Raw genomic sequence first — 20,430 nt, forward strand, 5'->3', positions numbered from 1 at the left:
AATTGACGGCCCTGCTTCAATCGCCGTCACATCGAGCATCACGCACCGCCCGCACGAATGCACGAATCTTGTCTGCATCCTTTATGCCTTTACTGGCTTCTACCCCACCACTGACATCCACGGCATAGGGGCGCACCTGGCGAATGGCCCGCGCGACATTGTCCGCATCGAGGCCGCCGGCCAGGATGATGGGTTTGGCGGCATCCTCAGGCACCAGCGACCAATCGAACGAAGCGCCCGTACCACCCGGCACGCCCTCGATGAAGGTATCCAGCAGAATACCCCGCGCACCAGTGTAGGGCGCCATGGCTGCCGCCACGTCCTCACCAGGGCGAACCCGCAGCGCTTTGATATAGGGGCGGCCAAAGCCTTCACAGTCGGCTGGCGACTCGTCACCGTGAAACTGCAGCAGATCCAGCGGCAGGCGCTGCAGCAACTGCTGCAGCTCGTCGCGCGGCATGTCGACGAACAGCCCGACAGTGGTCACGAACGGCGGTAAGGCATGCAGGATCGCAGCGGCCTGCTCGACGCTGACTGCTCGCGGGCTTTTCCCGTAGAACACCAGACCAATAGCGTCGGCTCCCGCCTCCACCACCGCCAGGGCATCCTCGATGCGGGTGATACCACAAATCTTGCTGCGTACGACCGTCACGTTCATGCCTCTCGCCATGCGGGTTCGGATGGTAACAAAGGGTTATGGCTGTCGCACGTCCGGAAGACCAGAGAGAAAATGCGGTCCCAGATAGCGCTGCGGCAATTCGAACTCCTCCGGGTAATCGACCTGTATCAGATATAGACCGTAGGGGTGCGCTGTCACTCCCCCGCTATGTCGATCACCGCGTTCGAGCACCTCGCGCGCCCATTCTGGCGACCGCTCGCCGGCACCAATGGTCATCAGCACACCCGCGATGTTACGCACCATATGGTGCAGAAAAGCATTGGCGCGGATATCCAGCACGATGAAGCGGCCATGCTCGATCAGTTGCAGGTGGTGCACGGTCTTGACCGGTGACTTGGCCTGGCAGCGGGTTGCCCGGAAGGCGCTGAAATCATGAGTGCCTACCAGCGCCAGGGCCGCTTCACGCATGCGCGCCACATCCAGCGGGCGATGATTCCAGGTCACTTCCTCGGCCATGTGCGCCGGGCGAATCGGATCGTTGTAGATCACGTAGCGGTAGCGTCGCGCCATGGCCGAGAAGCGCGCATGAAAGTGCGCCGGCATCACCTTCGCCCAGGTCACGCTGATGTCAGCGGGCAAATTCATGTTGGCGCCCATGATCCAGGCATGCAGCGAACGCTCGACAGTGGTATCGAAATGCACCACCTGACCACTGGAATGCACAGAGGCATCGGTACGTCCGGCGCACAGAATGCTGACCGGGGCACCACCAGCGACTTTGGACAAGGCAGTTTCCAGATGACCCTGGATCGACGGAACATTCGCGCCCTGGCGTTGGAACCCACGATAACGTGCGCCCTTGTATTCGAGGCCCAGAGCGATTCTGAAAAAGCCAGCGGCCGCCATTTCGGCGGCCGCTACAGGTACTGCATCAGACATGTTTCAATCAAACCATCTTGGCAATCATCTCGCGAGCTTCCTGCTGCTGAGCATCACTGCCCTCGGCAATCACTTCATCAAGAATGTCGCGGGCACCTTCGGTGTCGCCCATGTCGATATAGGCCCGGGCCAGATCCAGCTTGGTCGCGGTTTCATCGGTACCGGACAGGAAGTCGAAGTCATCATCGCCATCCAGATCACTGGACAGGCTATTGGCCGGTGCCAGCGGAGCTGCTTGCGGCTCTTCGAAATCAGTCGACAGCTGATCCAGCTCAGCGGTCACCTCGTCCAGCTGCGCGGCGAAGCTATCAGGCGCGACAGCCGGCTGAGCCGGAGTTTCATCTTCGAGCGAGAGATCGAAGTCAGCCGGCAGATCGAGATTGGCAGACGGCGTTTCTTCAGCCAGATCGATGCTCAGATCGGAAAGATCGTCAGCCGACTGGTTCAGCGGCGCATCGTCATCGAGGCTCAGCAGGAAATCATCAACTTCGTCGCTGGCTGCTGGAGCAGGTTCATCCAGGTCCAGGCTGAAGGCGGACAGATCGTCGCTCGGCCGGGACAGTTCGACCTTGTCATCATCCAGGGCCAGATCGAAGCTCAGATCATCATCGGCAGAAGCTGCCGGCGCGGCTGGCTCATCGACCAGACCGAAGTCCAGATCATCGTCCAGCGACAACGGCGCTTGCTCAGTACTGGCTGACTGAACATCACTCTCCAGATCAGCCTCCAGATCGTCGAGGCTCAGATCGAAGGCATCATCCAGATCACCACCAGTGGAAGCAGGCGCCTCAGCGGTCGGCTCATCCAGGCTGAGGTCGTCCAGATTGAACTCGCCCATGTCGTCATCGGCGGAGGCAGCGGCCGCTACGGCACCCGCCCCCGCGAAGGCAGCGATCGCCGGATACTTGGACTTCAGCTGCTCGGCTTCGGCATTCACGCCGCCGATCTCGCGCAGTTCATTATCCTGACGGGCAAAGCCTTCGCGATCACCCAGCTCGGCATAGACTTCCATCAGCTTCAGACGCAGATCGGCACGATGTGGCTCGTCATTGATGGCGTTCTGCAGCAGTTCGGCCGCCTGATTGAAGCGCCCGTAAGCAATGTAGATATCGGCCTCGCCCAGCGCGTCGCCAGTCTGCGCCGTAACGCGGTCTTCGCCAGCGCCCTGAGCGGCCTGGACAGGCTCGTCGTCAAGGCCCGCGAAGCTGTCTTCGGGCATGTCCAGATCGGAGGCGAACGCCTGCTCCTGGGACAAGTCGTCAGCCAGCTCATCTTGCAGCTCGGACTCTTTCTGGGCGTTGCGGCGCGACAGCGCCATCAAGCCGACCAGCAGGAGCAGAAGCGCACCACCACCGGCCAAACCCAGCGTCATCGGGTTAGCCAGCAGGTCATCGATGAAACCCTGCGGGGCCGGTGCAGGCGCAGGAGCAGGTGTAGCAGGTTTGGCTGCTTCGGCCGGCTTGACCGGGGCGGCTGGTTCAACGGCAGCAGCCGGCTCACTGGCCGGCTGCTGGGTTGCGGCGGCGCTGTCCTCGACAGGCGCAGCCGGTTCCTCGGAATAGTTGTAGTCAGGCGCCGCCTCCTCAGGCGGCGTAGTCGGCGGCGTTGTCGCTTGCGCAGCGGGCGGCGCGGCTTCAGGCGCCGCTGCCGGAGTTTCCGCAGGCGGCTCTTGCGTTGCAGCAGGAGCAGGAGCTTCGGGCGCTGCCGACAGGTCGGCCTGCATCTTGGCCAACTGACTGTCCTTCAGCTCCACCAGACGCTGCAACTTGTCCAGTTGGCTTTGCAGATCACCTACACGGCTCTGCAGCTCGGCGTTCTCGCGACGGGTCGAATCCAGACTTTCCTGAGTCACTGCCAGCTTGTCAGCCAGCGCCTTGCTTCCAGCCGAACCGGTATCGCTACCGCGAGTGGCCTGACCAGCCTCAGCAGCAACCAACTTAAGACTGTCGCCCGCCTCTGCAGTCGCCGGTGCTGCGCCAGCGGTGGTACGGCGAGTGGCATCCAGTTGACGCGAGGCGACGGCACGACCTTCACGCCAGGCTGCATTCTGCTCGGAGACCTGAGCGATCGCCTCGGCATTGCTGCGACTACGAATCTGCTGTTCGTCCGGCAGACGTAGCACCTGACCGCTCTTCATACGGTTGATATTGCCGCCAATGAAAGCATCCGGATTCAGGTCCTGGATAGCCAGCATGGTCTGATTGACCGAACCACCGCCAACACGCTGGGCGATTTCCCAGAGCGTATCGTTGGCAGTGGTTTTGTATTCGCTACCGGAAATGGTGCGCGATGCAGGCGCCGGCGCTGCAGGACGCGGAGCCGCAGCAGGCGCAGCGCGAGTCGGCGCAGTGGCAGGCGCAGCAGACGGGCGTGGCGCGGGCGCAGCAACCGGCAACTGCGGGGCAGCAGCTACGGACGGTTGTGCAGAATAAAGTGGCGGATCGAGCAGCAGGGTATATTCACGCAGCAGGCGACCATTCGGCCAGAGCACTTCAACCAGGAAATTGAGGTAGGGCTCACGCACGGTCTTGCTCGACGTGATGCGGATAACGCTCTTGCCGTTGGGCTTCAATACAGGGGTGAACTTGAGGTCGGTCAGAAAGTACTGACGATCAACGCCAGCTTTGACGAACTCCTCAGGAGACGCGAGGCTGGTAATCACCTCACTGGAAGCAAGGTCGCGCACCTCCAGCAATTCGATTTCCGCTACCAACGGCTGATTCAGCGACGATTGCAGGGTAACTTCACCCAACCCCAGCGCATGCGCCATACCGGAAGACAGCGCGGAAGCGGCTGCGATTGCCAGCACCAGTTTGCGAACCCGAACCATAGCGTTATCCCTTGTTTTATCTTTTTCTCGGCATGCGAGAGGGTCTTGAGAACTGCTGCCTGCCTCCGCTCCACGAGCGGCTCCCCATTCAGCAATCAACTCAGCCAGTATTGCCAAGCTAGAAAGATTCTTCAAATTTCTAGGTAAGTATCTTTTACAGATAGTGTTTTATCAATAACTCAGCTATCTGCACAGCATTCAGGGCGGCGCCTTTTCTTACATTATCAGACGCAATCCACAAATTGAGTTGCCTTGGATCGCTCACACCACGACGGATACGCCCCACGTACACCTGATCCTGCCCCACCGCATCACCCACTGCAGTCGGGTAGTCGCCGGCCTCTACCAACTCGATACCTTGCGCGACCTCGAGCAACTGCTGCACGGCACTGATATCGATATCCGAATCAGCATACACACCCAGCGCGAGACTATCGCCAAAGAATACTGGCACCAAGGCGCAGGTCGCTGCGACCGGAAGCTCAGGCAGACTCAACAATTGTCGAATCTCGGCGGCCAGACGTTTCTCCAGCTGAGCATGCCCTTGATCATCCACCTCGCCGACCTGCGCCAGCAGATTGAACGCGATCTGTCGATCCACCGTCTTCGGTTCCAGAGGGCGCCCGTTGAGCAGCTCAGCGGTCTGCCGTGCCAGCTCCTGAACACCACTGCGCCCCAGTGTGGAAATCGACAGCATGGCCGTCACCTGCAACTGCTGCGGCTTTAGCACAGGCTTCAGTGCTGCCAGTACCAACGCACAGGCAACCGCCGAAGGCGTCGGCGCACTGACGCACCACGGCTTGGTCAATGCCGGCAGCCCTTCGGCGCCGAGCTCGGGCAATACGCATGGCGCCTGATCCAGCGAAAAAGCAGCGCTCAGATCGATAACGGAACAATCGGCTGCGACCACGCGCTCCTGATGGGTGCGTGTCACTTCAGAACCTGCGGCAAAGAAAGCCAGTTGCACCTGAGTGAAATCGAAGGCATCGAGCGACCTGACCCGCACCTGCCGACCACGGAAAGAAAGACTCTGCCCAGCCGACTCGCTGCTGGCCAGCAGATGCAGATCCTTCACCGGGAACTCACGCTCTTCGAGCAACTCGACCAGCGCTTCGCCGACGTTGCTGGTGGCGCCGATCACGGCGATATTGATGGACTGACTCATGAGCGGACCTGCGACACAGAGGGAGCGGCACTGTAACTGCGCCCCATCGCCCAGGCAATCAGCTTGCGCCTCCAGAAAACACAAAGCCCCTCTGCCGAGACAGAAGGGCTTTGCTTGACGCTGGATATCAGCCTGGCGGTTAACGCTCCAGCAGAATCCGCAGCATGCGGCGCAGCGGCTCGGCAGCGCCCCACAGCAGTTGGTCACCGACAGTGAACGCGCCCAGGTACTGCGAACCCATGTTGAGCTTGCGCAGACGGCCGACCGGAACACTGAGGGTGCCGGTCACGGCAGTCGGGCCGAGGTCGCGGATGGAATCTTCGCGATGGTTCGGCACCAGCTTGACCCAGGGATTGTGCTGGCTGATCAGGCCTTCGATGTCGGCCATCGGCACATCCTTGTTCAGTTTGATGGTCAGCGCCTGGCTGTGGCAGCGCATGGCACCGATGCGCACGCAAATGCCATCGACTGGGATCGGGTTCTTGAAGCGACCGAGAATCTTGTTGGTTTCGGCCTGAGCCTTCCACTCTTCACGGCTCTGCCCGTTCGGCAGTTCCTTGTCGATATAGGGGATCAGGCTGCCAGCCAGCGGCACACCGAAGTTGTCGACCGGAAAGCCTTCGCCACGCATGGCCTCGGCCACCTTGCGGTCGATGTCGAGGATGGCGCTGGCCGGGTCGGCCAATTCATCGGCAACGGCACCGTTGATCGCGCCCATCTGCTTGATCAGCTCACGCATGTTCTGCGCGCCAGCACCGGAAGCAGCCTGGTAGGTCATGGCACTCATCCACTCCACCAGACCAGCCTCGTACAGGCCACCGAGAGCCATCAGCATCAGGCTGACGGTGCAGTTGCCGCCGATGTAGTTCCTGGTGCCGGCGTCCAGTGCCTGGTCGATCACCTTGCGGTTGACCGGATCGAGCACGATCACCGAGTCATCATCCATGCGCAGGCTGGAGGCCGCATCGATCCAGTAGCCCTGCCAGCCTGCCTCACGCAACTTGGGGAATACTTCATTGGTGTAGTCGCCGCCCTGGCAGGTCAGGATCACGTCCAGGCCCTTGAGGTCGTCAATGCTGTAGGCATCTTTCAGCGTCGCGATGTCCTTGCCGATGGCAGGGCCTTGGCCACCGACATTGGAAGTGGTGAAGAACACCGGCTCGATCAGGTCGAAGTCCCGTTCTTCAAGCATGCGCTGCATGAGCACGGAACCGACCATGCCACGCCAACCGATCAGACCTACACGTTTCATAACGACTACACCTATATAAACAGCCCGCCGGAACCACACCGGCGGGGCTGGGAAGATTACAGACTACGCAGCGCGGAGGCCACTGCATCACCCATCTCAGCAGTACCGACCTTGGTCTTGCCTTCGGACCAGATGTCGCCCGTGCGCAGGCCCTGATCCAGTACCAGGCTCACCGCCTTCTCGATGGCATCGGCGGCAGCGACCTGGCCGAAGCTGTAACGCAGCATCATGGAGACCGAGAGAATAGTGGCCAGCGGGTTGGCGATGCCCTTGCCGGCGATGTCCGGCGCGGAGCCATGGCAAGGTTCGTACATGCCCTTGTTGTTGGCGTCCAGGGATGCCGACGGCAGCATGCCGATGGAGCCGGTCAACATCGAAGCCTCGTCAGACAAAATGTCACCAAACATGTTGTCGGTGACCATCACGTCGAATTGCTTGGGTGCGCGCACCAGCTGCATGGCAGCGTTGTCGACGTACATGTGGCTCAGTTCGACGTCCGGGTAATCCTTGGCCACTTCCTCGACCACGGCGCGCCACAGCTGGCTGGACGCCAGGACGTTGGCCTTGTCCACCGAGCACAGCTTCTTGCCGCGCACGCGCGCCATGTCGAAACCGACCTTGGCGATGCGGCGGATTTCGCTCTCGCTGTAAGGCAGCGTGTCGTAAGCCATGCGCTCGCCGTTTTCCAGCACCTTGCTCTCGCGCGGCTGGCCGAAGTAGATGCCACCGGTCAGCTCACGGACGATGAGGATATCCAGGCCAGCGACCACTTCCGGCTTGAGGCTGGAGGCTTCGGCCAGTTGCGGGTAGAGGATGGCCGGACGCAGGTTGCCGAACAGGCCCAGCTGCGAGCGGATCTTCAGCAGGCCACGCTCGGGGCGGATGGCCGGATCGATGGTGTCCCACTTCGGCCCGCCAACGGCGCCGAGCAGCACGGCATCGGCGGCCCTGGCGCGCGCGAGGGTCTCGTCGGCCAGCGGCACGCCGTAACGGTCGATGGCCGCGCCACCCAGATCATCGAAGCTCAGCTCGAAGCCCAGGGCGTATTTGTCGTTGGCAAGGTTCAGCACCTTGACCGCCTCGGCCATGATTTCCGGGCCGATACCGTCACCCGGGAGAATCAGAATCTGCTTGCTCATCGTGCCCTCAAATAATCGCAATGAAGCGGCCGCACCAAGCACCCGCCTGAAAATCAATTACGTACCGGTTCACCGTACATCTGCAGGATGCGAGCATCCTGCTCGCTGGCGGAAAACAGCTCCCAGGCCAGGCCATTGATGTCAGCCTCACTACTGAAACCATCCACGCCATCGACTTCGAAGCCAACATGGCGCAATCGACCACCCTGCCCCGGCTGCTGGTTGATGGAGAAATTCAGCAACTCGGTCCGCCACATGGCGAAATGACCGGGAACGATCACACTGGCTGGCTGCCCCAGACGCCGGTCATCGTCAGCGATGGAAGCCTGCAGATCATCGACCGCCAGGGCGATATGGAAACGCTTCATCACCAACTCTCTACTTGATTGCGCCGAACAGCCAGGGGCTGCTCTGCTGGTAACCGACCTCGAACGCCTTGATCGCGTCCTGATCCTGCAGCGTAAGGCCGATGTCGTCCAGGCCATTGAGCAGGCAGTGCTTGCGAAAAGCATCGACCTCGAAGCTGTACTGCACGCCATCGGGGCGGGTCACGGTCTGCGCCTGGAGATCGACGGTCAGTTGGTAACCCTCGGTGGCCTCGGCCTGCTCGAACAGCGCATCGACCTCTTCGTCCTTGAGGACGATCGGCAGCAGGCCGTTCTTGAAGCTGTTGTTGAAAAAGATGTCGGCAAAGCTCGGCGCTATCACCGTGCGGAAACCGTATTCGTCCAGTGCCCAAGGCGCATGCTCGCGCGAAGAGCCGCAGCCGAAGTTCTCGCGGGCCAGCAGCACGCTGGCGCCCTGGTAGCGCGGGAAGTTGAGCACGAAATCCTTGTTGATCGGGCGCTTGGAGTTGTCCTGATTCGGCTGGCCGACATCCAGATAACGCCATTCGTCGAACAGGTTCGGACCAAAGCCGGTGCGCTTGATCGACTTCAGGAACTGCTTGGGAATGATCTGATCGGTGTCGACGTTGGCACGGTCGAGCGGACAGACCAGGCCGGTGTGTTGGGTAAAGGCTTTCATCATCTAGCTCCTCAGGCCTGGATCAATTCGCGAACGTCGATGAAACGACCGGTTACTGCAGCAGCGGCAGCCATGGCAGGGCTCACCAGGTGGGTACGACCACCGGCGCCCTGACGGCCCTCGAAGTTGCGGTTGGAGGTCGAGGCGCAATGCTCGCCACTGCCCAGCTTGTCCGGGTTCATCGCCAGGCACATGGAGCAACCCGGCTCACGCCATTCGAAACCGGCCTCGATGAAGATCTTGTCCAGCCCCTCGGCCTCGGCCTGCTGTTTCACCAGGCCAGAACCCGGCACCACCATGGCTTGCTTGACGGTACTGGCGACCTTGCGCCCCTTGGCCACCTCGGCAGCAGCGCGCAGGTCTTCGATGCGCGAGTTGGTGCAGGAGCCGATGAACACGCGATCGAGCTGGATATCAGTGATCGGCTGGTTGGCGCTCAGGCCCATGTACTTCAGTGCGCGGGTGATCGAGTCCTTCTTCACCGGGTCGGCTTCGGCGGCCGGGTCCGGCACGTTCTGGTCGACGGCCAAAACCATCTCCGGCGAGGTGCCCCAGCTGACTTGCGGCTTGATGTCTTCGGCTTTCAATTCGACCACAGTATCGAATACCGCATCGGCGTCGGACACCAGGCTCTGCCATTGCGCCACGGCCTTGTCCCAGTCGCTGCCCTTGGGCGCGAATGGACGGCCCTTGACGTAGGCGATGGTTTTCTCGTCCACCGCCACCAGGCCCACACGGGCACCAGCCTCGATGGACATGTTGCAGATGGTCATGCGCCCTTCCAGAGACAGGTCGCGGATTGCGCTGCCGGCGAACTCCAGCGCGTGGCCATTACCGCCGGCCGTGCCGATCTTGCCGATCACGGCGAGCACGATGTCCTTGGCGGTGACGCCGAACGGCAGCTTGCCTTCGACGCGCACCTGCATGTTCTTCATCTTCTTGGCCACCAGGCACTGGGTGGCGAGCACATGCTCGACCTCGGAGGTGCCGATGCCGTGGGCCAGCGCACCGAAGGCGCCATGGGTAGAAGTGTGCGAGTCGCCACAGACCACGGTCATGCCCGGCAAGGTGGCGCCCTGCTCCGGACCGACCACATGGACGATGCCCTGGCGCACATCGTTCATCTTGAACTCGAGAATGCCGAAGTCATCGCAGTTCTCGTCCAGGGTCCGTACCTGAATGCGCGAAACCTCATCGGCGATGGCCTCGAGGCCACCCTGACGCTCGGCCTTGGTGGTCGGCACGTTGTGATCCGGGGTGGCGATATTGGCGTCGATGCGCCACGGCTTGCGCCCGGCCAGGCGCAGGCCCTCGAAGGCCTGCGGCGAGGTCACTTCGTGAAGGATGTGACGATCGATGTAGATCAACGAAGAACCGTCGTCGCGACGTTTCACTTCGTGCATTTCCCAGAGCTTGTCGTAGAGCGTCTTGCCAGTCATCAGCCTTACCTCATCAGCGCCTTTTGAGCACATCCGCAAACTGCCTGCGTTATCACCGCCCGGCGTCAGAAGTGCACCTTATCTATGCCTGGGCGAAAATGGCCCTTCGGCTTATGGGGAGAATGCTATTGCCAGGCACGAAATAACTCAAATTCATATTTTTTATTCAATGGATTCCGAAGAGGAATGTATGCTCAGCGCTTCATTACTGACCCGGAGCGCTCCATGGATCTGGCCAACCTCAATGCCTTCATCGCCATTGCCGAAACCGGCAGCTTTTCCGAAGCCGGCGAGCGCCTGCACCTGACCCAGCCTGCCGTGAGCAAGCGCATCGCCGGCCTGGAACAGCAACTGGGCGTGCGTCTGTTCGACCGCCTCGGTCGCGAGATTGGCCTGACCCAAGCCGGCCGCGCCCTGTTGCCGCGCGCTTACCAGATTCTCAACGTGCTGGACGATACCCGTCGCGCGCTGACCAACCTCTCCGGTGAAGTCAGCGGCCGCCTGACCCTGGCGACCAGCCACCACATCGGCCTGCATCGCCTGCCCGCCCTGCTGCGCGCCTTTACCCGCGCCCATCCGCAGGTGGCGCTGGATATCCAGTTCCTAGACTCGGAGGTCGCGTACGAAGAAGTCCTGCATGGCCGCGCCGAACTGGCGGTGATCACCCTCGCCCCGGAAACACGTGAGCCGATCCGCGCCGTCGCCGTGTGGGACGACCCTCTGGATTTCGTCGCCGCACCGGAACATCCACTGGCCCGCAGCCAAGTGATCAGCCTGGCCGACGTGGCGCAGCACCCAGCCGTATTTCCCGGCGGCAACACCTTCACCCATCATATCGTCCAGCGCCTGTTCGAGGCCCAGAGCCTGACACCCAATATCGCCATGAGCACCAACTACCTGGAAACCATCAAGATGATGGTTTCCATCGGCCTGGCCTGGAGCGTGCTGCCCCGAACCATGCTCGATGATCAGGTCGCGCGCCTGCCGATACCGGGCATCCAGCTGACCCGCCAGTTGGGCTACATCCTGCATACCGAGCGCACCCTGTCGAATGCCGCACGGGCATTCATGGACTTGCTCGACAGCCAGCGCGATGATCTTGCATAGGCATCCGAACTGAGACTAACGTGGCGACATAACGACAAAAACATATCTACATGCCTCTAACGCCCGCCCCGCACATCGCGCACTCCGGAGGAAGGTACGGCCATGGCCAGATCGACTGACCAGACCCCGCCCCTGCCACATATACCGGCGATGGATCCCGCCGAATTCGAGCAAACCTGGCAAGACGCGCCGCGTTTGCTGGCTGCGCTGAACGGCGCGCACCTCGGCACCTGGTATTGGGACATTCGCAGTGGCCAGGTGAACTGGTCGCGCGGCGCCCAGGCACTGTTCGGCCTCGATCCCAATCGCCCGGTCACGCGAGAACTGCACTACATCGAGCTGATCCCCGAAGAGGAACGCGCCGACGTTCTGGCTAAATTCGACGCCATCCTCAAGGGCGAACAGATTGCCAACGCCCTGCGCCACCGCATCCGCTGGCCGGACGGCAGCCTGCACTGGCTGGAGATCACCGGCAGTCTGCAACGCGAGGCCGATGGTCGGCCGCGCATGTTCGGCGTGATCCGCGACATCAGCGCCCAACAGGAGCGTGCCGAGGCCCTGCGCGCCTCCGAGGAACGTTTCGCCAGCCTGTTCCGCCTGAGCCCGGACATCATGATGCTGGTGCGCTACGACACCAGTGAGATCGTCGAGGTCAACCAGCACTTCACCCACGCCTTCGGCTGGAACGCCAGCGACATTCTTGGCCGCACTACCCATGAGCTGAATCTCTGGGTACACGCCAGCCAGCGCGATCAGTTGCGCCAACAAGCGCCGCTGAGCCGGGAACCAGTGATTCAGGAAGTACAACTGCGCACCCGTGGCGGCGCTGTTCTCGATGGCGTGCTGTCGAGCCAGTACATCGAGCTGCAGGGCGAGCGCCTGATGCTCTGTACCTTCCTCGATACCAGCGAACGCAAGCGTGCAGAAAATGCCCTGCGCGCCAGTGAGGAAAAGTTCGCCAAGGCCTTCATGCATACGCCTGACGCGGTGGCCATCACTGACCGGGGGACCGGCCGCTTCATCGAGGTCAACCCGAGTTTCGAGCAGCAATTTGGCTGGAGCAGTGCCGAAGCCGTGGGCCGCACCTCGCTGGAGCTAGGCATCTGGGCTGACCCCGTGGATCGTCGGCGCATGCTCGACGCCGTACAGACCGGGCGCCTGAACAACCTCGAGGTACGGCTGTTCAGCCGCGACGGCAGCGTCACCAGTAACTTGCTGTTCGGTGGCGAAATAGAGCTGAACGGCACCTCCTGCCTGGTCCTCACCGTGCGCAACATCACCGAGCAGCGCGCGCAGGAGCAGGCACTCAACGAAAGCAAGCAGCGCCTGCGCCTTGCCCTGGAGTCGGCCGATCTGGGCACCTGGGACTGGCACATTCCCAGTAGTCGGCTGTTTGCCAGCGCCCGGGCCTCCCAGCTGCAAGGCCTGGAGTCGCTACCGTTCGAAGGCGCTTTCCTCGACTTCTTCCGTCAGGTACCGATGGAAGATCGACGTAGTCTGCGCCAGAGCTACCAGAGCCTGGTCGAAGAACACCGCAGCCACTATCAGGTCACCTACCGTGTGCAACTGAAAAATGGCGGCCTGCGCTTTCTCGAAAGCACTGCCAAACTGCAGCTCGACGAGGCCGGCCAACCGCTGCGCATGGTCGGCACGCTGGTCGATATTAGCGAGCGACTGCTGCGCGAACAGCGCCTGCAAGCCTCGGAAGAGAAGTTCGCCAAGGCCTTCCACTCCAGTCCGGACGCCATCACCATCACCGAACGGGACAGCGGGCGCTACATCGAGGTCAACGAAGGCTTCACCCGCATTACCGGCTACCAGGGCTGGGAGGTGATCGGCCGCACGGTGCATGAGCTGGACATCTGGGCCTACCCCGAAGAGCGCGTACGGATGATCGAACACCTGGCCCAGCAGGGCCAGGTGCTGCACATGGAAATGCACGGCCGGCATCGGGACGGTGAAGTGCGTCTGGTCGACGTTTCCGTGCAGCCCATCGAGCTCAATGGCGTGCCCTGCCTGCTGCTCACTGCACGCGACATCAGCGAACTGAAGCAGGCGCAGGCGCAAGTACAGCACCTGGCCTACCACGATGCGTTGACCAACCTGCCCAACCGCGCCCTGCTGATGGACCGCCTGACCCAGCAGATCGCCCTGCTCAAGCGCCATGATCTGCGCGGCGCCCTGCTGTTTCTCGACCTCGACCACTTCAAGCACATCAACGATTCACTCGGCCACCCCGTCGGCGACTCCGTGCTGCGTCTGGTCACCGCACGCCTGGAAGCCAGCGTGCGCCTCGAAGACACCGTGGCCCGCCTGGGCGGCGACGAATTCGTGGTGCTGCTCTCCGGCCTGGAGGGCAAGCGCTCGGAGGTCACCCGCCATGTCCGCCAGGTCGCCGACAAGCTGCGCCAGTTGCTCGCCGAACCGATGCTGCTGGACGGCCACCGCCTGCAGGTGACCCCGAGCATCGGCGTCGCCCTGATTCCCGATCACGGCAATACTCCGGCGGATCTGCTCAAGCGCGCCGATATCGCCCTCTACCGCGCCAAGGATTCCGGACGTAACGCCATCCAGCTGTTCCGCACCACCATGCAGGAAGCGGCCAGCGCACGTCTGCGTCTGGAGAACGATCTGCGCCTGGCCCTGGCACGCGGCGAATTCGAACTGCACTTCCAGCCCCAGGTGGACGCTCGTGATGGCCAGGTGGTCGGCGCCGAGGCACTGCTGCGCTGGCAGCATCCGCAACTGGGCCCCCAGTCGCCCGCGCAGTTCATCCAGGTGCTGGAAGAAAGCGGGCTGATCGTCGAAGTCGGTGGCTGGGTGCTGGCCGAGGCCTGCCATTTCTGCTCCCAGCTACTCGCGGGTGGCTTGATCGACAGCGAACGCTTCAGCCTGTGCGTCAATATCAGCCCTCGCCAGTTCCGCCAGCACGATTTCGTCGAACGGGTCGCGACCAGCCTGCGCGACAGCCAACTGCCCAACGCAATGCTCAAGCTGGAGATCACCGAAGGCATCGTCATTCAGAACATCGATGACACCGTCGGCAAGATGCTGCGCCTGAAGAAGCACGGCGTCAGCTTCGCCATGGACGATTTCGGCACGGGCTACAGTTCGCTGACCTATCTCAAGCGCCTGCCGGTGGACATGCTGAAGATCGACCAGTCCTTCGTGCGTGACGCCACCAACGACCCCAACGATGCCGAGATCATCCGAGCAATCGTCGCCATGGCGCGCAGCCTGGGCCTGGCGCTGATCGCTGAGGGCGTCGAGCAGCAAGATCAACTGGACTTCCTGCAGGCGCAAGACTGCCATCTCTATCAGGGCTATCTGTTCAGCAAACCATTGCCGCAGGAAGCCTTTCGTGAACTACTGGAAAGGCAGCGACCGTAACCGGACAGCACTCTCGGTGCGCACAGCGCATCTTACCGACGAAACAGCCGGAACCAGACTTTTGCCTGAAGTGAAAAAGGCGCCCCAAGGGGCGCCTTTTTCATCACCAGCTATCGACTCAGCTTTCCAGCGCCGGACGCTGGCTGCCGATAGGAATGCGCTTGGCCTTGGCCTCTTCCGGCACGATGCGCTCCAGCTCGACATGGAGCAGGCCATTGGCCAGGTTGGCGCCCTTGACCTCGATATGGTCAGCCAGGCGGAACGACAGCTTGAATGCACGCTGGGCGATGCCCTGATGCAGGTAGCTGATGCTCTCGGCGCTGCGGTCACGCTTGTTGCCGACCACGGTCAGCACGCCACGCTCGACCTGCAACTCCAGGTCGTCTTCCTCGAAGCCGGCAGCCGCGACCACGATGCGGTAGTGGTCCTCGCCATGCTTCTCGACGTTGTAGGGCGGGTAGGAACTGCCGGCGTCATTGCTGCGCAGGGCAGATTCGAAAAGATCGTTGAAACGGTCGAAACCGACAGACTGGCGAAACAGTGGGGCCAGAGACAGTACGTTGCTCATGAGTAATCTCCTGAAATTTCAGCAAGTGTCATATCGCGGAACCCGACTTCGGCATCCCGCAGTCACTTATCTGAGGTCACTCGGACATTTTTCAAGAGCTGGAAAATTGCTCACGACCAACAGGGCAAGAGGCACACATTCATGCCTGGCAGGCGGTGCGCACAGCGCACCCTACGGAGATGGCGCAAGCAGTTGATCGATACGCTCGCAATCCTGTTCGCGGCGCACCTCGGCGAACAGCGCGACAGCTTCCGGATAGGTACGGGTGAGCATTGCCAGCCACTGCTTCAGCCGCCCAGGCGCATAGCGTGGCGCCAGCTTGCGCCGCGCCTGCTGCCAGAAGTCGAGCAGCAGCGGCTGCAGCTCGACCCAGCTCATTTCCTCAGGCTCTTCGCCAGCTCTGACCGCCGCGATCTGCCGCGCCAGGCCTGGACGGGACACCAGGCCACGGCCCAGCATGATGTCATCCACGCCGCTGATCTCGCGGCAGCGGCGCCAGTCGTCCAGCGTCCACACCTCGCCATTGGCGAATACCGGTACGCCGACCACCTCCTGCACCCGCGCCACCCACTCCCAATGCGCTGGCGGCTTGTAACCCTCGACCTTGGTCCGTGCATGCACGACGATCTGGCTCGCCCCGCCCTCGGCAAGCGCTCGCGCGCAGTCCAGCGCACCCTCCTTGCCCTCGAAGCCCAAGCGCATCTTCGCCGTCACCGAAATCTCGGCCGGCACCGTGCGCCGCACTTCACGGACGATGGCGTGCAGCAACTCCGGCTCCTTGAGCAGCACCGCGCCGCCCCGCGACTTGTTCACCGTCTTGGCCGGGCAACCGAAATTGAGATCGATCACTGGCGCACCGAGCGTGCAGGCGAAGGCAGCGTTATCCGCCAGGCACTGCGGATCCGAGCCAAGAAACTGCACACGCATCGGCGTGCCGGCCAGGGTGCGCGCGCCGTTGAACAGCTCAGGCGCCAATTTGTGATAGGTGGCAGCCGGCAACAGCCGCTCGCTGACGCGAATGAACTCGGTGACGCACCAGTCGATACCGCCGACACGAGTCAGTACGTCGCGCAGAATCTCGTCGACCAGCCCCTCCATGGGCGCCAGGGCGATTTGCATGAGGTTGTCCGGAAAAAGGGGGCGCACAGTTTAAGGGGTCGCGCGCGGCGCGCAAGATGGGCGACACTGGTTCCTCGCCAAACAGGGAGGCTCGCCATGCGTTATCTCGCGCTGATCGTAGTGGGTATGTGCTCTTTGGGGACACAAGCCAACGAGGCTGTGCCCAGCGACATCGCCCCAATGCCTGCAGACCCGGTTGCCGATGCGCCAGCTCGCCTGATATTCAGTCGCGACAACAATGCGCCGAATGCCTGCGATGTAGAGCTCTACGTCAACCAGCAGGTAGTGGCGAAACTCGGCCCCGGCGAGCACACCAGCCTGGACCTGCCCAGCGGCGAACTGAGCGTCGCGGTGGCCATGTCGCCAGATGGCTATTGCGCTGGCCGCGGGCCGGATGTGTCGCAATCGGTACTGCTGCGCCCCGGTGAAACCCGCCAGTTCGAGGTCATGGTCGAGCCAGAGCAGGTATTTCTCGCACCAGTGATCGACTGAGCGGGCTTACAGCTCCAGCGGATAGGGCTGCATCAGCGCCTTGCCATAACCTTCGACGAACTCCGTTGGCATACGCTTGGGGCGACCGCTGGACAGTTCGATGCAGACAAAGGTGGTCTTGGCACGCAGCAAGGTCGCGCCATCTTCCGGGCGCACCAGCTGGAAGCGCCGATCCATCTTCAGACGCTGGTCGGACTCGACGATCCAGGTCGCCATCTGCAGATGCTGCCCGTCATAGGCACTGGCCAGATAATCGATCTCATGACGCACCACGGCCATGGCCCGGTCCAGGCGGCGATACTCGACCAGATCCAGCCCCAGGAACTGCGAATGCCGCCAGGCGCAGCGCTCCAGCCAACTGACGTACACCGCATTGTTGGCATGACCGAGGCCGTCGATGTCCTCGGCGCTCACTTCGATATCGATGACGAAGGGACTTGGTAGCTCCCAGTTCATGACTGTACCTCCAGGTTTGCAGCCAGCACGCGGCAAGCTGATCGATCCGATTCAAGAGCGTGGCCGCCAGCATCCCGGGCGACCGTTCGGCCAGGTGCCGCATGATACGCCGCGTAGCCTTTCCATGCAGCGCCGAGCTTTCATCGCATCATCGCCGCGCGCCATAATGCAGCGCACTCGCCTGAGAGCCCGAGAACGAGCAATTGACTGCCATCCTGCGCCTATTGATGCTTTTGCTGCTGCCAGCGCTGACCTGGGCAGAAAGCCTGCCGCTGCCGATCGGTCAGGCGCAGACACTGCCCGGTCCCTATATGCACGTCTGGGAGGACCCGGACGGCCAGGCCGACTTCATGGATGTCAGCGCACTCCCCGACTCCGCCTGGCAGGTCGTCGCCCGGCGCGATGCCAGCTTCGGCTACAGCGGCAACACCTATTGGCTGCGTCTGGATGTGCACAATCCGCACAACCGCTCGTTTGGCTGGGTCCTGCTGATCGGCAATCCCTTGCTGGATCAACTCGACGCCTACGGCCTGGACGGCAAGCGCATCTACCGCGCCGGCGACCAGCGCCCCTTTGACTGGCGCTGGGTCGCACACCGGCAACTGGTACTCCCCCTCACCCTGGAGTCTGGCGAGCAGCAGCGCATCTGGCTGCGCATGCAAACCGATGGCTCGGCGAACCTCAGCGCCAGCCTGATGACGCGCGAAGCCTTCGACCTCCAGGAACAGCGCAGCCTGTTGCTACAAGGCCTGTTCTTCGGCGCCCTGATCGCGATGCTGATCTATAACCTGAGCATTTTCTGCATCACTCGCGATCGCAACTACCTCTGGTACAGCCTGTTCGTCGCCAGCTTCAGCCTCTACCAGTTCATTCAACTCGGCTTCGCCCTGCAATGGCTGTGGCCCAACGCCCTGAGCTGGCATCAACTGAGCTTCCCGCTCAGCTCGGCACTGGCGACACTGTTCGGCATTCACTTCACCTACGGCGTGCTGGAACTGGACAAGGCCGCGCGGCCTTACCGCTGGGTCGCCAACACACTCAAGGCATTCGCCTGGTTGGTGCTGGGCATGGCGCTGTTTGGCCCCTACGCACCAGCCCTGATCGGCAGCTTCGTGCTGGTGGTCGCCTGCGCCGTGGCTGCCTTCATCATCACCCTGCTGCGCTGGCGGGGCGGTTACGCGGCCGCGCGCCTGTTCGCCCTGGGCTGGTTCGTGCTGATTGCTGCCAGCCTTGCCAGCATCCTCACCGGCACAGGGCTGCTGCCTTACTCGCTGCTGACCCTGCATGCCCAGCAGATCGGCGGCCTGATCGAGATGACAGTGTTCTCCATCGCCCTGGCCTCACGTATCCGCCACGCGCAGGAAGCAGAACGCCTGGCCCAGGCCAAACTGATCGACCAGGAACGCCGCCTGCGCACCGAGCAGACCAGGCACCTGGAACTGCAGACGCAGATCAGCGAAAGCCTGGAACAGCGCGTACAGGAGCGTACCGCGACCCTGCAGGACACCCTGCATCAACTGTCCAGCGCCAACCTGCGCCTGGCCGAACTGAATCGTCGCGACGGACTCACCGGCCTGTTCAATCGCCAGACACTCAGCGAAGAACTGGCACGCGCCTGCGCCCGCGCCGAGCGCAGCCGACAGTCGCTGGCGGTATTGATGCTGGATCTGGATCACTTCAAGCAGGTCAATGATCGCTACGGCCACCTGGCTGGCGATGCCTGCCTGCGTCATGCGGCCCAGCGCATTCAACAACGCCTGCGCAGCAGCGATCTGCTGGCACGCTTCGGCGGCGAAGAGTTCGCCGCCCTGCTCGACAGCACGGATCTGACCGGCGCACTCGATCTGGCCGAGCGACTGCGCGAGGACCTCGCGCAAAACCCTTGCATCTATCAACAAACGCCGATAGCGCTGAGTATGAGTATCGGCCTGTACGCCGGAGTACCGAGCGACCCCGGCTGCGGCGAGCAATGGCTGGAACTGGCAGACCGTGCCCTGTATAGCGCCAAGGCAAGCGGTCGCAACCGTGTAGTCAGTTACGAAGCCAGCGCCTTCAACGACGTCTGAGGCACCGTATCCAGCAACTCGAGCACGGCCTGCAGAAGCAACGGATCGCTCAGCAGACGCTGATGCCCACCCGCAGGCAGGCGCAGCAGCTGGCTGTCGAACCAGGCCTTGTGGATCAGATCGGCTTCGCTCGCCGGCACCACCTGATCATCCGCGGCATGCACGATCAGACCCGGCAGTTCCAGCTGATAACGCTGCACGTCGAGATGCGCGGCCGGGATGCCGGCGGTCTTTTCCACCTGATGCACGAAATGCGCACGCGCTTCGGCAGGCAACCCCATGAATCGAGCGAAGCCGCGCAACAGCCCCAGGATACGGCTCGGCGCGGCGATGGTCACCAGGGTCTCGCTGCGCAAGCCCATTTGCGTGGCCAGCAGCGCGCTGGCCCCTCCCATCGAGTGACCGATCACGGCGCGTAGCGGCGGCAACTCACTGGCCGCCTCGAGCAGCGCACGTGCGAACAGCACCACATTGGCCTCACGCCCCGGCGATTGACCATGGGCGGGCGCGTCCAGTGCGACGACACCATAACCCGCATCGACAAGGCCGCGAATCAGCAGCGCGAACTGGGTCGGGCGCCCCTCCCAGCCATGCATCAGCAACACTGTAGGGCCGCTGCCCCAACGCAACGCAGAGAGACCGAAACGCAGAGTAATGCGCTCTGAACTTGCCAGCAGCGGCAGCTCCCAATCTCGCGGCGACGAAGTGCGCGGCGTCATGAAACGTTCGCGCAAACGACTGGCGATCAGTTGCGGCGCCACTCTACCCAGCGTTGCATTGACACCACGGACCCAGGTCATCTGGTTCATCACCCTCTCCTTCA

Annotated in this window: 17 protein-coding genes; 4 read left to right on the plus strand and 13 right to left on the minus strand. The window is 62.3% G+C overall.

The window, feature by feature from the left end; all coding sequences use genetic code 11:
* Window positions 1-16 precede the first annotated feature (16 nt).
* From GV002_RS00985 to leuC, 9 genes are all read right to left on the minus strand, one after another.
* The gene (locus tag GV002_RS00985) at window positions 17-670 is read right to left on the minus strand and encodes a phosphoribosylanthranilate isomerase (RefSeq protein ID WP_160016658.1); all 654 of its coding nucleotides are present in this window, start codon (window positions 668-670) and stop codon (window positions 17-19) included.
* Between the two features lie 24 nt (window positions 671-694).
* Window positions 695-1,558 (minus strand): tRNA pseudouridine(38-40) synthase TruA, encoded by an 864-nt coding sequence (gene truA, locus GV002_RS00990; protein WP_160016660.1) that lies wholly within the window; start codon window positions 1,556-1,558, stop codon window positions 695-697.
* A gap of 7 nt (window positions 1,559-1,565) precedes the next feature.
* On the minus strand, window positions 1,566-4,388 hold the full coding sequence (locus GV002_RS00995; protein WP_160016661.1) for a FimV/HubP family polar landmark protein: 2,823 nt from the start codon (window positions 4,386-4,388) through the stop codon (window positions 1,566-1,568).
* A 154-nt stretch (window positions 4,389-4,542) separates the two neighbouring features.
* Complete coding sequence (locus GV002_RS01000) at window positions 4,543-5,553, minus strand: aspartate-semialdehyde dehydrogenase (protein WP_160016663.1); 1,011 nt, start codon at window positions 5,551-5,553, stop codon at window positions 4,543-4,545.
* A gap of 139 nt (window positions 5,554-5,692) precedes the next feature.
* Window positions 5,693-6,805, minus strand: a complete 1,113-nt coding sequence (gene asd, locus GV002_RS01005) for an aspartate-semialdehyde dehydrogenase (RefSeq protein WP_160016664.1) — start codon at window positions 6,803-6,805, stop codon at window positions 5,693-5,695.
* A gap of 56 nt (window positions 6,806-6,861) precedes the next feature.
* Window positions 6,862-7,944, minus strand: a complete 1,083-nt coding sequence (leuB, locus tag GV002_RS01010) for a 3-isopropylmalate dehydrogenase (RefSeq protein WP_160016665.1) — start codon at window positions 7,942-7,944, stop codon at window positions 6,862-6,864.
* 53 nt (window positions 7,945-7,997) lie between these two features.
* On the minus strand, window positions 7,998-8,312 hold the full coding sequence (locus tag GV002_RS01015) for a hypothetical protein (protein WP_160016666.1): 315 nt from the start codon (window positions 8,310-8,312) through the stop codon (window positions 7,998-8,000).
* Window positions 8,313-8,322: 10 nt separating this feature from the next.
* The gene (leuD, locus tag GV002_RS01020) at window positions 8,323-8,970 is read right to left on the minus strand and encodes a 3-isopropylmalate dehydratase small subunit (protein ID WP_160016667.1); all 648 of its coding nucleotides are present in this window, start codon (window positions 8,968-8,970) and stop codon (window positions 8,323-8,325) included.
* Between the two features lie 11 nt (window positions 8,971-8,981).
* Window positions 8,982-10,409, minus strand: a complete 1,428-nt coding sequence (gene leuC, locus GV002_RS01025; RefSeq protein WP_160016668.1) for a 3-isopropylmalate dehydratase large subunit — start codon at window positions 10,407-10,409, stop codon at window positions 8,982-8,984.
* A gap of 225 nt (window positions 10,410-10,634) precedes the next feature.
* On the opposite strand from leuC, the gene GV002_RS01030 reads away from it, so the two are divergent.
* Window positions 10,635-11,516, plus strand: coding sequence for a LysR family transcriptional regulator (locus GV002_RS01030; RefSeq protein WP_160016669.1), 882 nt, complete (start codon window positions 10,635-10,637; stop codon window positions 11,514-11,516).
* A 102-nt stretch (window positions 11,517-11,618) separates the two neighbouring features.
* Window positions 11,619-14,906 (plus strand): EAL and GGDEF domain-containing protein, encoded by a 3,288-nt coding sequence (locus GV002_RS01035; protein ID WP_160016670.1) that lies wholly within the window; start codon window positions 11,619-11,621, stop codon window positions 14,904-14,906.
* A gap of 118 nt (window positions 14,907-15,024) precedes the next feature.
* Here GV002_RS01035 and GV002_RS01040 read toward each other — a convergent pair whose 3' ends face one another.
* Window positions 15,025-15,474, minus strand: coding sequence for an Hsp20 family protein (locus GV002_RS01040; protein WP_160016671.1), 450 nt, complete (start codon window positions 15,472-15,474; stop codon window positions 15,025-15,027).
* 171 nt (window positions 15,475-15,645) lie between these two features.
* Window positions 15,646-16,593, minus strand: a complete 948-nt coding sequence (locus GV002_RS01045; protein ID WP_160016672.1) for a tRNA dihydrouridine synthase — start codon at window positions 16,591-16,593, stop codon at window positions 15,646-15,648.
* A gap of 96 nt (window positions 16,594-16,689) precedes the next feature.
* Here GV002_RS01045 and GV002_RS01050 point away from each other — a divergent pair, with 96 nt between their 5' ends.
* Window positions 16,690-17,085 carry a hypothetical protein gene (locus GV002_RS01050; protein WP_160016673.1) on the plus strand — a complete coding sequence of 132 codons (396 nt, stop codon included), beginning with the start codon at window positions 16,690-16,692 and terminating at the stop codon, window positions 17,083-17,085.
* A 6-nt stretch (window positions 17,086-17,091) separates the two neighbouring features.
* Here GV002_RS01050 and GV002_RS01055 read toward each other — a convergent pair whose 3' ends face one another.
* Window positions 17,092-17,541 carry an acyl-CoA thioesterase gene (locus GV002_RS01055; RefSeq protein WP_160016674.1) on the minus strand — a complete coding sequence of 150 codons (450 nt, stop codon included), beginning with the start codon at window positions 17,539-17,541 and terminating at the stop codon, window positions 17,092-17,094.
* A 203-nt stretch (window positions 17,542-17,744) separates the two neighbouring features.
* On the opposite strand from GV002_RS01055, the gene GV002_RS01060 reads away from it, so the two are divergent.
* Complete coding sequence (locus GV002_RS01060) at window positions 17,745-19,607, plus strand: sensor domain-containing diguanylate cyclase (RefSeq protein WP_256667010.1); 1,863 nt, start codon at window positions 17,745-17,747, stop codon at window positions 19,605-19,607.
* Here GV002_RS01060 and GV002_RS01065 read toward each other — a convergent pair.
* Window positions 19,577-20,416 (minus strand): alpha/beta fold hydrolase, encoded by an 840-nt coding sequence (locus GV002_RS01065; RefSeq protein WP_160016675.1) that lies wholly within the window; start codon window positions 20,414-20,416, stop codon window positions 19,577-19,579. The genes GV002_RS01060 and GV002_RS01065 overlap by 31 nt on opposite strands.
* Between the last annotated feature and the right edge of the window lie 14 nt (window positions 20,417-20,430).

It is taken from the genome of Pseudomonas sp. 8O (assembly GCF_902506495.1).
GTDB lineage: Bacteria > Pseudomonadota > Gammaproteobacteria > Pseudomonadales > Pseudomonadaceae > Aquipseudomonas > Aquipseudomonas chaetocerotis.

Excerpts from the sequence above, each read along its gene's own strand:
- GV002_RS00985 (WP_160016658.1), bottom strand. The coding sequence starts at position 670 with ATGGCGAGAGGCATGAACGTGACGGTCGTACGCAGCAAGATTTGTGGT.
- truA (WP_160016660.1), bottom strand. The coding sequence starts at position 1,558 with ATGTCTGATGCAGTACCTGTAGCGGCCGCCGAAATGGCGGCCGCTGGC.
- GV002_RS00995 (WP_160016661.1), bottom strand. The coding sequence starts at position 4,388 with ATGGTTCGGGTTCGCAAACTGGTGCTGGCAATCGCAGCCGCTTCCGCG.
- GV002_RS01000 (WP_160016663.1), bottom strand. The coding sequence starts at position 5,553 with ATGAGTCAGTCCATCAATATCGCCGTGATCGGCGCCACCAGCAACGTC.
- asd (WP_160016664.1), bottom strand. The coding sequence starts at position 6,805 with ATGAAACGTGTAGGTCTGATCGGTTGGCGTGGCATGGTCGGTTCCGTG.
- leuB (WP_160016665.1), bottom strand. The coding sequence starts at position 7,944 with ATGAGCAAGCAGATTCTGATTCTCCCGGGTGACGGTATCGGCCCGGAA.
- GV002_RS01015 (WP_160016666.1), bottom strand. The coding sequence starts at position 8,312 with ATGAAGCGTTTCCATATCGCCCTGGCGGTCGATGATCTGCAGGCTTCC.
- leuD (WP_160016667.1), bottom strand. The coding sequence starts at position 8,970 with ATGAAAGCCTTTACCCAACACACCGGCCTGGTCTGTCCGCTCGACCGT.
- leuC (WP_160016668.1), bottom strand. The coding sequence starts at position 10,409 with ATGACTGGCAAGACGCTCTACGACAAGCTCTGGGAAATGCACGAAGTG.
- GV002_RS01030 (WP_160016669.1), top strand. The coding sequence starts at position 10,635 with ATGGATCTGGCCAACCTCAATGCCTTCATCGCCATTGCCGAAACCGGC.
- GV002_RS01035 (WP_160016670.1), top strand. The coding sequence starts at position 11,619 with ATGGCCAGATCGACTGACCAGACCCCGCCCCTGCCACATATACCGGCG.
- GV002_RS01040 (WP_160016671.1), bottom strand. The coding sequence starts at position 15,474 with ATGAGCAACGTACTGTCTCTGGCCCCACTGTTTCGCCAGTCTGTCGGT.
- GV002_RS01045 (WP_160016672.1), bottom strand. The coding sequence starts at position 16,593 with ATGCAAATCGCCCTGGCGCCCATGGAGGGGCTGGTCGACGAGATTCTG.
- GV002_RS01050 (WP_160016673.1), top strand. The coding sequence starts at position 16,690 with ATGCGTTATCTCGCGCTGATCGTAGTGGGTATGTGCTCTTTGGGGACA.
- GV002_RS01055 (WP_160016674.1), bottom strand. The coding sequence starts at position 17,541 with ATGAACTGGGAGCTACCAAGTCCCTTCGTCATCGATATCGAAGTGAGC.
- GV002_RS01065 (WP_160016675.1), bottom strand. The coding sequence starts at position 20,416 with ATGAACCAGATGACCTGGGTCCGTGGTGTCAATGCAACGCTGGGTAGA.